This is a genomic window from Tunturibacter gelidoferens (assembly GCF_040358255.1).
Lineage (GTDB): Bacteria > Acidobacteriota > Terriglobia > Terriglobales > Acidobacteriaceae > Edaphobacter > Edaphobacter gelidiferens.
On record NZ_CP132938.1, the window covers coordinates 4,774,007 to 4,785,534 of the forward strand.

The following is an 11,528-nucleotide window of genomic DNA, read 5'->3' on the forward strand; positions in this document are numbered from 1 at the left end:
CAATCTTCGTGGTGCGTTGTGGTGTCTGCTCCCGGACTTGAGGGACCGGGCAAACTGGCGGGGGAGCTCGGATTCGAACCGAGAAGTTCGGTTTTGGAGACCGACAGTTTAACCGTTGAGCTTACTCCCCCAGTGGTGCGGAGTGAGACCTTCGCCTCACTCCCAAAATCCGGCTGGAGATTACTTCGTTTCTTTGTGGTCCGTATGCTTCCGGCAGGTGTTGCAGAACTTCGAGAACTCGAGACGGCCAGTGGTCGTCTTTTTGTTCTTCGTGGTGGAGTAGTTCCGGTTCTTGCAATCCGGGCACTGAAGAGTAATGATCTCGCGCATATTGAAAAATCTCCTTCTAACGTGGCCAGCCACCTCGGCTGGCAAGCAGCGTAGCGACACGCCGCGACACAGGGCAATGGCCCCTGCAACCAAATCCTGATTGTGAGACGGAAGAAAAGCGGTCAGGCCACGCTCGTCCTCTTAAATTATCTCTTAAAACAGTGTTTCAGGAAAGCCATAGCTCCGATCCGTCAGAACGATGGCCGCCAAATGGAACATTGAAGCAATAACACCACTAAAACGAGAAGGCGGCAGAATCCCTCCTGCCGCCAACCGTTCGAATCTTTACTTGATGATCTCGCTGATGGTGCCGGCTCCGACGGTGCGTCCGCCTTCGCGGATGGCGAAGCGCAGACCCTTCTCCATCGCGACTGGCGTATGCAGCGTGATCTCCAGCTGGATGTTGTCGCCGGGCATGCACATCTCGGTGCCCGCAGGCAGCTTCGCCGAACCCGTCACGTCGGTCGTGCGGAAGTAGAACTGGGGACGGTAGCCGTTGAAGAACGGAGTGTGACGTCCGCCCTCTTCCTTCGACAACACGTAGACCTCGCCCTTGAAGTCGGTGTGGGGCTTGATCGAACCGGGCTTGGCCAAAACCATCCCGCGCTCCACATCTTCCTTCGCAATACCGCGCAGCAGAAGACCCGCATTATCACCAGCCAGACCCTCGTCCAGCTGCTTCTTGAACATCTCGACGCCGGTGCAGACCGTCTGGCGGGTCTCGCGGAAGCCGACGATCTCGCAGGCCTCGCCAACCTTCACCTTGCCGCGCTCGATACGGCCCGTCACCACGGTGCCACGGCCCGAGATCGAGAAGATGTCTTCGATCGGCATCAGGAACGGCTGGTCGACCGCACGCTCAGGCTGCGGAATGTACTTGTCCACCGCCGCCATCAGCTCGTCGATCTTGGCCTCCCACTGGGCTTCGCCGTTGAGCGCGCCCAAGGCAGAACCGCGAATGATCGGAGTGTCGTCGCCAGGGTAGTCATACTTCGACAACAGCTCGCGAACTTCCATCTCCACCAGCTCGATCAGCTCTTCGTCCTCAACCGCATCGCACTTGTTCAGGAAGACAACGATGAAGGGAACGCCAACCTGACGCGCCAGCAGCACGTGCTCCTTGGTCTGGGGCATCGGGCCGTCGGTCGCAGCCACCACCAGGATCGCGCCGTCCATCTGCGCCGCTCCCGTGATCATGTTCTTGATGTAGTCCGCGTGACCCGGGCAGTCGACGTGCGCATAGTGCCGGTTCGGGGTCTCGTACTCGACGTGCGAGGTCGCAATCGTGATACCACGCTCGCGCTCCTCAGGAGCATTATCAATCGTGTCGAACGAACGAAATTTGTTGTTCGGGTTGTGCTTGGACAACACCTTCGTAATCGCCGCCGTCAGCGTCGTCTTGCCATGATCGATGTGCCCGATCGTCCCGATGTTTACGTGCGGCTTTGACCGGTCAAACTTTTCCTTGCCCATGACTGCTCGTCTCCTCGTGTTGGCCGGCGCGTGCACCGGGGTTCAGGTGAATACTTCAAACGAAAGCTAAAAGCGAAAAACTAAACTTGAGAAACGGGGGTTTGTCTCAGTAGTACGCGTACAGCTTGAAAAACTTCTCTCGCAGCTCCGGAGCAACCTGCTCCAGGCTGGCGAGATAGAGTTCGCGAATCTGGCCCTGGTCGGAGTTTCCCAGCTTGTTGTACTCCGCTTGTGTGGCGGCTCCGAGATTTCCCTTGCCGAGAACTGTCTCGAAGTCGCGAATCCTCAGCTTCGACCGCTCCAGCGACTTCAGGAAGTCCGCGACCCGGCTGGAAGAGAAGGAGGCCTCAACTGCTGACTTCACCTTGCTGAAGGTCTCGGGATCAGAGACGGTAAGTACGGGTTGCTGATACAGACTGCTCAACACACTCTCCTGCGATCTCTCACTACCTGACCGCGTCTATCAATCTTTGGAGCGGGAGACGGGAATCGGACCCGCGACCAACAGCTTGGAAGGCTGTGACTCTACCACTGAGTTACTCCCGCTTACCTGCAGGGACCGCGCCCTTTGCTTCCTGTTACGGGCATCGAAGGACAACTGCCCTGCAATCAATCTCTGGAGCTGACGGAGAGGCTTGAACTCTCGACCTCTCCCTTACCAAGGGAGTGCTCTACCACTGAGCTACGCCAGCCTATAAAAACCAACCTACAAATCTTACCGCGAACGCAACCGTCCGAGTATGACACGGAAGGCAAAAAAACCTAACAGGATCCAAGTCAGCTGCTGGTACTTGCCCGGCTCCATCGTCTGCCAGACAGCTACCGCCAGCAATCCCAGCACAACCAGCGCAATCACCATCCTTCCGCTGCCTGCCGGGCTTAGATCCACAACACTCACCAACTCCTGCAACCAAACCGCCCTGCAAATAAGTGGTGCACAGGGGAGGATTCGAACCTCCGTAACTCGAAGAGTGGCAGATTTACAGTCTGCTGCCATTAACCACTCGGCCACCTGTGCACATCCCGCTTGAACCCCAGCGCGCAGCCCTCATCTCAATCTCTCAAGCCCACACTTCGATTCTAAACCCCGAATCGGGCGGGTATCTACCCTTGAAGGAATGACCAGGAGGCCTGCAAAGCCAGAACGGCAAGCAGTACAACCAAAACCATCTTTCTTTTCCTGCTGCTTGAAACTGGAGCTGGCGAAGGGACTTGAACCCCCGACCCTCTGATTACAAATCAGATGCTCTACCAGCTGAGCTACGCCAGCCCAAACAGCAATTTTGCTCTCTGTAAGCTCAGCCGCCCAACGCGCAGCAGTGCCCGCGCAGAGTGCGCCGCAGACGTAACTTTAGCATAGCAGGAACCTCGGAGCAATGGCGCGCTCGCTGCGGATTTCTTCGGCTCACAAGGCCGTCGCGCGGAGCGTCCAAAATGCGCCGCTATGCTAGGCTATGCGAGCATTTCTCTTTCAATCCCGGGACCCGGTCGGACAAAATTCATGCGCTTTTTGCTTCTACTCTCTCTTCTCTTCAGCACCTTGCCGGTAGTGGCGCAGAACACAGGCGATGTCCCCCAGTTGATTGAAGGCCCCCAGACAACATCGTCGTCCAAGTCCGCGGTCATGAACAACGATTCGGTAGTGAAGATGGTGAAGGCGGGCCTCGGCGATGACCTGATCATTCAAACCATCAACACACAGCCTGGGAGATATATCACCGACGCTGACGCCCTGGTCGCGCTCAAGACGGCTGGACTCTCCGACCGGGTCGTCTCCGCAATGATGAACAAGAGTCGACGGCAGATCACCAATGTGCCGGAGACCGAAAAGCCTGTCGTTCTCTCCGACGTCAATGAGATCGGTGTCTATTACAAAGATCGCGCTGGAAAGTGGACCGCGATCGATCCAGAGATCGTTCATATCAAGTCCGGCGGATTCATCAAGTCAACCGTGACCAACGGCATCATCAAGCAGGATCGCAACGGCCGCGTCAATGGCCGTGAATCGGCACTCGCGCTGAAGCGTCCGATCGAAATTCTGCTCTACACGCCGGAGGGCGTCGCGGCCAGCGAGTACACCTTCGTTCGCTTCCGCCTCAACTCCAGCAACCGTGAGTTCCGAATCCTTACTGGCGGCGTCTTCCACTCCAGTGGAGGAGCGGACCGGGACGAGGTCCCCTTCAAGCCGGTGCGAACCGCCCCGCGCACCTACGAATTTACCGTGGAAAACAACGTCGCAGGCGGCGAGTTCGGCATTCTGCCACCTGGCACAGGCAACGTCACCAACGGCGGAAAGATCTACACCTTCGCCATCGTGGAATAAACCGCGAAACAGCTCGGAACTCTTCTTCCACCTCGCACGTCAACGAGCAACGACCGAAGGCCATGACGCAAGATGGGCTATGCTTATTGCTTGAGGCGCTGCAGTTCGTGAATCGTACTGACCATGCTGACACTTTGCCCGAACGGCTATGTCCCTGATGCATAAGCGCACACGCTACTCTCTGTTGCTGATGCTGGCGTTGATGGCCGCGCTGGTGGTCGCGCTGGTGTTGCGAAAGGCCGCTCCGCCGGAGGTCGCGCGACTGCTCCCCGAGTCTGACGCGATCGTCTACGCCAACCTGAAGCCGTTGCGGGCGGCCACTCACTTCGATCGTTCGCCCGTGGATCGGACCCCCGAGTATCAGCAGTTCATCGACGCAACCGGCATCGTACCCGAGCGCGATCTCGACTCCGTCGCCTTCGCTCTCCACCGCATGGACGACCCCGCGGGTCCGAACGGTCCGGTCGGCTACTCCGAGGTCTTCGAGGGCCGTTTTGATGGTGATCGCCTGGCACGCTACCTCGCCTCGATCGCTACGGCGAAGGAGACCTACGCCGGCCACGATATCTTCACCATCCGCGTTGGTGACGAGAAGGTTGCGCGGCCCCTGCGGATCTCGCAGCTCGGCTACGACACCATCGCCGCCTCGAACATGCCTACGGCCGAACAGATTCACTCCATTCTCGATCGGCATCGCTCCGCGGCATCGCCGTTTTCGGGCTCGTCGCTCTTGTCTGCGCGCTACCGCGATGTACCTGCATTTTCCAGCGCCTGGGCAATCGGCCACATCGGTCTTCCGTTCTCAGAGCGAGGCTCCATCAGCATCTTCGGCTTGCAACTCCCCCTGCCGGAGGACACTACCTTCGTCGCCAGCCTGCGCTATCTCGGCACGATTCACCTGCGCATCGAACAGATCGCCACCACCGATGCTGAAGCGGCCCGTGCGACTGAAACTCTCGCGTCGCTGCTCACGCTCATGAAGTCCGTGCAACAGGCACAGGCACAGATCCAGCCTCACCCCACTACCGATGCCGCATTCCGCGAGTTGACCGACTCGACGAAGATCGAACAGCATAAAGATCGTGCAGTTTTAACGGCGAACATCCCGCTTGAACTCGTCAAGCAACTCGCAACCCCCAACCCCGATCTTCAGCCATGACGACCGAGACGACTGACGTTGCTGCGCACCCGCCCACACGAATCCTGCTGATCCGCCACGGCCAGAGCGTCGCGAATGCAGGCGGCATCCCGCCCGACCACATCACCAATCCCCTGACGGAGCTGGGCCACGCCCAGGCAAAGGCCTTCGCCGACGGCTTCTCCTGCGAACCGACGCTGTTTCTCATCTCGCCTTATCTCCGTGCTCAGCAGACCTCGGTCCCGCTGCGACAACGCTATCCCGGGGTGCCGATTGAAGAATGGCCGATCCAGGAGTTCCACTATCTAAACCCTGCACAACACAACGGAACGAGCGAAGAGCAGCAGATGCCGCACATTCTAGGGTTCTGGGAGCGGGACGACCCGTCCTACTCCGACGGACCCGGCGCTGAATCATTCAGCGATTTTGTTAGCCGCGCCCGCAACGTAATCAAACGACTTGCCCAATTGAAATCAGAGGGATGCATCGCCGTCTTTACCCACGGCTTCTTCATGCAGGCCATTCGCATTCTCCTGCTCTTCCCCAATGCGACCGATCAGCAGCTGATGTCAAACTTTCGGCGCTTTCATTTCGTCAACTTTATAGAAAACCTCGATGCAGTCGAACTCGAGGTGGTCAACAATCAACTTCGAATGATCGGGCAGCAGCATCTAACCGCTTTCACGCTCCAAGGAGAAACGTCCCATGCATAGCTCTACTCTCTCCGTTCTTCGAGTCCTGGCTCTTGCCTCCATGGTGTCGATACTGCCGTCCTCTGCGTTCGCGCAATCTGGCGCAGTCATCACCGGGCAGGCAGCCTTCGCCGACTACACGCAGGAGCACCCCGGGATCCGCCGCAAGATCACACTTGCCGACCTGCCCGAACCGAAGCCCGACGAGTCCGTCGACAATGGCCCGAGCGTCGTTCCGCGGCCCGAGGGCGCATGGCCTGTCGCACCAGCAGGCTTCAAGGTAGAGATGTACGCGCAGGGCTTCACCGAGCCGCGCCTGATCCGCACCGCACCGAACGGCGATCTCTTTCTCGCCGACAGCAAAGCTGGTCAGGTGAAGGTGCTGCGCGGCGTCGGAGCCGACGGCAAAGCAACCACCACCGAGGTCTTCGCAACCGGACTCGACCACCCGTTCGGCATCGCCTTCTATCCGCTGGGAGAGCACCCGAAGTGGGTCTACGTCGCCAACACCACCAGCGTCGTCCGCTTTGCCTACAAAGACGGCGACATGAAGGCGAGCGCTGCGCCTGAGGTCATTGTGCCAGTACTTCCAGGCTACGCGCAGCTCCGCGGCGGCGGCCACTGGACCCGCGACGTAGCCTTCTCGCAGGACGGCAAGCGGATGTTCATCTCCGTCGGTTCGGCCTCTAACGCTGACGATCCGGACACGCACCCCAACGAGTTCCACCGCGCCGATGTCCTTGAGTTTTCTCCTGAAGGCAAGTTCGTGAAGATCTTCGCGAGCGGCATTCGCAACTGCGTCGGCGAGGCCATCAACCCGACGACCGGCCAGCTCTGGTGCTCCACCAACGAGCGTGACCGGCTCGGCGACAACCTCGTCCCCGACTACATCACCAGCGTGAAGGAGGACGGCTTCTACGGCTGGCCCTGGTACTACATGGGCGGCCATCAGGACCCGCGTCTGGTGGGCACGCACCCGGAGCTGAAGAACAAGGTCATCACACCGGACGTCCTCCTGCAGTCACACTTTGCGTCTCTCGAGATGACCTTCTACACCGGCAAGCAGTTCCCCTCCTCCTACGGTGGCGACGGCTTCGCAGCCGAACACGGCTCCTGGAACCGCGCGCACCGCTCCGGCTACGAGGTCATCCGCATCCCTATGCACGACGGCCAGGCGACCGGCGAGTACGAGGACTTCCTGACCGGATTCGTCACCTCTGACGGCAAGGTCTGGGGCCGTCCTGTCGGCGTCACCGTGGCGAAGGACGGTTCACTCTTCGTAACTGATGACGGCTCGAAGACGGTCTGGCACGTCAGCTACACCGGGAAATAGAACCGTCGCAACATAACGCCACAAAATAGAAGAACGGCCGAGATCTTCGGCCGTTCTTGTTTTGTAGGGATCTCTGAGCTGTTGTGTCAGAGAGCACTCTCAAAGGCGGCACTCTTGAAGCCCCTGTTTTTGAACGAGTAGCCAAGCGGCGAACCAACCACTTGCGGCAACGGCAGCGTGGCGTCATCGCGCTTGCTCGAAACCACCGACACCAACGCCTCGAAGCACTCTGCGTCGAGTTGTACAGGAATCAGCTTCGACATGATCGACAGAGTCTCATCGAGCTCTATACCAGCACGATAAGGACGATCTTCCGAGAGCGCCGCGTACACATCCGCAACCGCAACGATGCGAGACTCAACCGAGAGATCGGAACCCTTCAGATGATCCGGGTAGCCCGAACCATCAAGCTTTTCATGGTGCTCCCCTGCGATCACGGCCATCTCGTGGAAGGGCGCAATTCGCTCCAGGATGCGCCGCGTGATGCGTGGATGTTCGTAGACTGCCTTCCACTCCTCCGGGCTCAACTGGCTCTTCTTGTCGAGGATGGCATTGGCTACACCCAGTTTGCCGATGTCATGCAGCAATGCAGCCCTGCGAACCAGCTGTGCGCGGTCTGGTGCGAGTCCCATTGCCTGCGCGATGCCGAAGGCGGCGTCCGCAACCCCTTGCGAGTGGCGAAAGGTAAAGTGAGACTTGGCGTCAACCACGTCTGCGAAAGCCTCGCAGATCCGGTCGATCTGGCTTGACTCCAACTGGTGCCGCTTGCCGGAGTCGAGGTCGAGAACAGCCTGCCGCGTGTCCTGCTCTGCATCCGCAGGGGAGCAGTTGTTCCAGAGTTCCCTGCGGCGATGCAGGGATCGTGCGATGCGGACAAGTTGTGGATCGAACCAGGTTCCGCTGCGTTCTTCGAGGGTGTCGATCGCACTCTGCATCCCGGCTATCGCAGAGGTAAGATCCAGGTGCTGGGCAATCGCGCAGATGCGGGCCAACAGGGGAATCTGCTCTCCCTTCAGGCTGTCCGGGTAGCCGCTGCCGTCCCATCGTTCGTCCACACTGCGGACGGCCTCGGCAGCGATAGGTCCCATGCCGAGTTCGTTGAGAATGCTTGCTCCCCGGTCGTAACGAATTCCGATTCTATCGAAAGTATTGTGGTGACGAGTGACGCCGTTCTTGAGGGATCTGGCTGCCCTTACGACGCGACCGGCGTCGGGAAGAACCTGGCTCCAGAGAAGCTTCAGGGTCGAGAGACTCGGCTTGTGCGGTTTGCTCCAGTCTTCAAGATTCAGCGCTGCGCTCGCCGCTCGATCCACTCCGCCAATAATCTGGCTTACGCGGCTGGCGCTGCGGCTGCCGCCGATATCTTTCAACAAGAGTGCAAAGTAGAGGCTGCTGGTCTGGTCGGACGGAAGGTTAACCTCTTCGGCGATGCGCATACCCAGCAGACAACTGCGGAGCGCATGCCCATGGACCGCGCCCTCGGTCAGGTCGAGCGCGTAGGAGAGCGCCGAAATAATCTCCGACAGGGAGATGGATCCGTCAAAGCCCTGCGTGTTACGTCGAAAAGCAGCCGAGGTCTGCGCCATGTGTGTCTTGTTCTCTCGTAAAGCCAGATTGGAATAGTGTCTTTTTCCAGGGCTGACAGACGCGATCTACTGCAGAACTTCAGTGTTCATGGTGAATATATCGGCGGCATAGGTGAGTTGGTATTACCCAAATGGTGCACAAGAGGAATAGGCCAAAGCGTTCTCCCGTTACGGGAATGGACCTTTGAATGCCCGTTCATCCACCCTGTTTCACGAGCGCAAAAAACGGCAGAGCCGACAACCCGCATCAGCCCTGCCGTCTGGATTCCTTTGGAACTATTGCCCCTTCAGCCCCGTCGCTGACTCCGTGCCCAGATCCGCCAGCGTCGTCCGCAGATATTTATGCGGATTGACCGGCGTATTCCTGATGCGAACCTCGTAGTGCAGGTGTGAGCCCGTGGTGCGTCCGCTATGGCCGACGTAGCCGATGACCTGGCCGCGAACCACCGTCTGCCCCGCGATGCAGGCGAAGCCGGACATGTGACCATAGACAGTCTCAACCCCGTGCCCATGGTCGATCACGACCTCTCGTCCATACCCATTAGACATCTCGGCCTGCTTCACGATGCCGTCCCCGGTCGCCCGGATGGGAATTCCGTTCGGAGCGCTGATATCGATGCCGGTGTGGAACTCGCCTTCGCCGTTGCCCAACACCGGGTCTTCGCGCTGGCCAAAGCTGCTCGTGATCGGCCCCATGATCGGCCAGAGTGTCGGGACATACGACGCAACCTCCAGGCTGCCGGCTCCCAGCAGATCGGTGGAGATATAGCCGGGGCCGTTGAGACTCGAGATCGCCCGGGTTGCCGTGCCGCTCATTGCAGAGCTGCGAAGCGAGTAGAACGCATCGATGGACTTGTAGTAGGCCTGCTCCGAGGTGTCAGAAGAATCCGAGCCGCTGGCCGCCGGCGTCGTAGCGATCGCTTCAGCCACTCCCGACGACTTGCCATGATGCCCGTCGCTGACTTTACCCACGGGAGATGCGAGTTTGCTAGCCGTCAGACCGTACAGTACGGAGACCTCGCTCGCGAGAGAGCCCAGTGAAGCCGCCTGAATGTCCTTTTCATGCGCCGCCTTCTCGAGGTGCGCGTAGTCCTTCTGGAGCGAGTTGTGGTCCTGCCGCAGCTGATTGAACCGGGAGGTCTTGATCAGCATCCGGGAGTAGGACCCAGCCAACCCAGTGATGGTGAACATGCCGATAATCGCGGCAGCCACAAACAGATAAGCGTAGTGCAGAGGAACAGGTACCTTGCTAAGGTTGCCTTCTTCGTCGCGGCTGACGAGCATGATGTAATGGCGTTTTTTCAGCTTCAATCAGAATCCCAGGCCCAGATTTGACCGCGAAGCGAGACCGCGGCTCGGAGAGGTTGCAATCAAAAGAATCGTGCGATGTAAATCGACTTCGACAATCGCCATTTCCAATTGAACATCTCTCTTGAGCTTCCTCTTAGAGGGTACCAAACCAGTTACCCGCCGTGCAAACGAGCTTAGTCCAGATCTTCATCCCGTAACTACCACAAAAGAGTCACATTGTGCTTACCATTTAGTCTGCCATCAGTATGAAGAAACCTTTCGCACCCTTCGGAGAGTTGGGCCTGATCGAGCAGATTCGCCGTGACTTCGCGACGACCGGCAGTGCGGTCAAACTGGGCATCGGCGACGATTGCGCGATTCTGCGGCCTCCGTCCGGATGTGAAGTCCTTGTGACCACGGACTTTACCCTGGAAGGTCGCCACTTCCGCCGCGACTCCCATCCACCGGAGTCGGTCGGCCATCGCTGCCTCGCTCGCGGATTGAGCGACCTTGCGGCCATGGGCGCGACCCCATTGGCGGCCTTCCTCTCCCTGGCGCTTCCCTCCACCATGCTCGCCGAGGCAGCAGGACGAGCCTGGACGACCCGCTTCTTCAACGGCCTCCGTGCGCTGGCTGAGCTGCATGCCGTACCGCTGGCGGGCGGAGACACCTCGGAGTCGCCCGGCGGCAAACAAGCCCTGATCCTTGCCGACATCGTGCTGATCGGATCTGCGCCAAAGGGCAAGGCTCTACGACGCTCTGGAGCCTTCCCCGGAGATGCCCTCTACGTAACCGGCCAACTCGGGGGCGCGGCTGCAGAGTTGGCCACCTTGCTGGTGCGAAGAAAACGGATCATCAACTTGAAAACCACCGACGACCATCCCCACCTGTTTCCCGAACCGCGTCTGGATGTGGGCGAGGCCCTGCTGCGAAGAGGCCTCGCCACAGCATGCCTCGATATCAGCGACGGGCTTTCGACCGACCTTGCCCACCTCTGTCGCGCCTCCGGAGTGAACGCAGAGATCGAACAGGAAGCGCTGCCAATCCATCCCCTCGCCGGGAAGCTGGATGCCCAAGCCGCACTCCACGCAGCACTGCACGGGGGCGAGGACTACGAACTACTCTTCACCGCGCCATCCTCAGTCACGATGCCATCCTCCCTCGCAGGAGTACCACTTACGCGAATTGGAACTCTGAAGGCTCGCCGCACCGCGCAACCCCTGATGACTCTGCTCGCACCAGACGGCAGCCGCACGGAGTTGAAACCCGGCGGATGGGAGCACTTCTCCAAATCCACCAAGACAGAAAAAAAGACACCCCGCTGAGCCTGCTACCATCAATCGGTTCGAATCGAATCTGCACC

11 protein-coding genes and 5 tRNA genes are annotated in these 11,528 nt (G+C 59.2%); 5 read left to right on the plus strand and 11 right to left on the minus strand.

The window, feature by feature from the left end; all coding sequences use genetic code 11:
- Positions 1 to 55: 55 nt before the first annotated feature.
- The 9 genes from RBB81_RS20600 to RBB81_RS20640 form a co-directional block, all read right to left on the minus strand.
- A tRNA-Trp gene (locus RBB81_RS20600) sits at positions 56 to 131 on the minus strand.
- A gap of 49 nt (positions 132 to 180) precedes the next feature.
- Positions 181 to 330, minus strand: coding sequence for a 50S ribosomal protein L33 (gene rpmG / locus RBB81_RS20605; protein ID WP_158943905.1), 150 nt, complete (start codon positions 328 to 330; stop codon positions 181 to 183).
- A gap of 285 nt (positions 331 to 615) precedes the next feature.
- Entirely contained in the window at positions 616 to 1,803 is a 1,188-nt protein-coding gene (gene tuf / locus RBB81_RS20610; RefSeq protein ID WP_179636944.1) for an elongation factor Tu, read from the minus strand.
- A 106-nt stretch (positions 1,804 to 1,909) separates the two neighbouring features.
- Positions 1,910 to 2,227 carry a hypothetical protein gene (locus RBB81_RS20615; protein WP_406707454.1) on the minus strand — a complete coding sequence of 106 codons (318 nt, stop codon included), beginning with the start codon at positions 2,225 to 2,227 and terminating at the stop codon, positions 1,910 to 1,912.
- Between the two features lie 47 nt (positions 2,228 to 2,274).
- Positions 2,275 to 2,349 (minus strand) — tRNA-Gly (locus RBB81_RS20620).
- A 71-nt stretch (positions 2,350 to 2,420) separates the two neighbouring features.
- Positions 2,421 to 2,495 (minus strand) — tRNA-Thr (locus tag RBB81_RS20625).
- Between the two features lie 23 nt (positions 2,496 to 2,518).
- Positions 2,519 to 2,701, minus strand: coding sequence for a hypothetical protein (locus RBB81_RS20630; protein WP_183792551.1), 183 nt, complete (start codon positions 2,699 to 2,701; stop codon positions 2,519 to 2,521).
- Positions 2,702 to 2,734: 33 nt separating this feature from the next.
- Positions 2,735 to 2,821 (minus strand) — tRNA-Tyr (locus RBB81_RS20635).
- Positions 2,822 to 2,997: 176 nt separating this feature from the next.
- Positions 2,998 to 3,073, minus strand: a tRNA-Thr gene (locus tag RBB81_RS20640).
- A gap of 231 nt (positions 3,074 to 3,304) precedes the next feature.
- Here RBB81_RS20640 and RBB81_RS20645 point away from each other — a divergent pair.
- The 4 genes from RBB81_RS20645 to RBB81_RS20660 all read left to right on the plus strand — a co-directional run bounded on the left by RBB81_RS20645 (position 3,305) and on the right by RBB81_RS20660 (position 7,289).
- Entirely contained in the window at positions 3,305 to 4,126 is an 822-nt protein-coding gene (locus RBB81_RS20645; protein ID WP_183792553.1) for a hypothetical protein, read from the plus strand.
- A gap of 157 nt (positions 4,127 to 4,283) precedes the next feature.
- A complete protein-coding gene (locus RBB81_RS20650) occupies positions 4,284 to 5,285 on the plus strand; it encodes a hypothetical protein (protein WP_353071927.1) in 1,002 nt (333 codons plus the stop codon).
- Positions 5,282 to 5,977 (plus strand): histidine phosphatase family protein, encoded by a 696-nt coding sequence (locus tag RBB81_RS20655; protein WP_353071928.1) that lies wholly within the window; start codon positions 5,282 to 5,284, stop codon positions 5,975 to 5,977. Before RBB81_RS20650 ends, RBB81_RS20655 begins: the two co-directional genes overlap by 4 nt.
- On the plus strand, positions 5,970 to 7,289 hold the full coding sequence (locus tag RBB81_RS20660; RefSeq protein ID WP_353071929.1) for a PQQ-dependent sugar dehydrogenase: 1,320 nt from the start codon (positions 5,970 to 5,972) through the stop codon (positions 7,287 to 7,289). The genes RBB81_RS20655 and RBB81_RS20660 overlap by 8 nt, the downstream gene beginning before the upstream one ends.
- Before the next feature lie 86 nt (positions 7,290 to 7,375).
- On the opposite strand, the gene RBB81_RS20665 is transcribed toward RBB81_RS20660, so the two are convergent.
- Positions 7,376 to 8,875 (minus strand): HD-GYP domain-containing protein, encoded by a 1,500-nt coding sequence (locus tag RBB81_RS20665; protein WP_353071930.1) that lies wholly within the window; start codon positions 8,873 to 8,875, stop codon positions 7,376 to 7,378.
- 276 nt (positions 8,876 to 9,151) lie between these two features.
- Positions 9,152 to 10,180, minus strand: coding sequence for a M23 family metallopeptidase (locus RBB81_RS20670; RefSeq protein ID WP_423248093.1), 1,029 nt, complete (start codon positions 10,178 to 10,180; stop codon positions 9,152 to 9,154).
- 251 nt (positions 10,181 to 10,431) lie between these two features.
- Here RBB81_RS20670 and thiL point away from each other — a divergent pair, with 251 nt between their 5' ends.
- A complete protein-coding gene (thiL, locus tag RBB81_RS20675; protein WP_353071932.1) occupies positions 10,432 to 11,490 on the plus strand; it encodes a thiamine-phosphate kinase in 1,059 nt (352 codons plus the stop codon).
- Positions 11,491 to 11,528 lie beyond the last annotated feature (38 nt).

What these genes read in the sequence shown, in the direction of transcription:
- RBB81_RS20660 (WP_353071929.1), top strand. Translation starts at nt 5,970, where the DNA reads ATGCATAGCTCTACTCTCTCCGTTCTTCGAGTCCTGGCTCTTGCCTCC.
- tuf (WP_179636944.1), bottom strand. Translation starts at nt 1,803, where the DNA reads ATGGGCAAGGAAAAGTTTGACCGGTCAAAGCCGCACGTAAACATCGGG.
- RBB81_RS20645 (WP_183792553.1), top strand. Translation starts at nt 3,305, where the DNA reads ATGCGCTTTTTGCTTCTACTCTCTCTTCTCTTCAGCACCTTGCCGGTA.
- thiL (WP_353071932.1), top strand. Translation starts at nt 10,432, where the DNA reads ATGAAGAAACCTTTCGCACCCTTCGGAGAGTTGGGCCTGATCGAGCAG.
- RBB81_RS20655 (WP_353071928.1), top strand. Translation starts at nt 5,282, where the DNA reads ATGACGACCGAGACGACTGACGTTGCTGCGCACCCGCCCACACGAATC.
- RBB81_RS20650 (WP_353071927.1), top strand. Translation starts at nt 4,284, where the DNA reads ATGCATAAGCGCACACGCTACTCTCTGTTGCTGATGCTGGCGTTGATG.
- rpmG (WP_158943905.1), bottom strand. Translation starts at nt 330, where the DNA reads ATGCGCGAGATCATTACTCTTCAGTGCCCGGATTGCAAGAACCGGAAC.
- RBB81_RS20665 (WP_353071930.1), bottom strand. Translation starts at nt 8,875, where the DNA reads ATGGCGCAGACCTCGGCTGCTTTTCGACGTAACACGCAGGGCTTTGAC.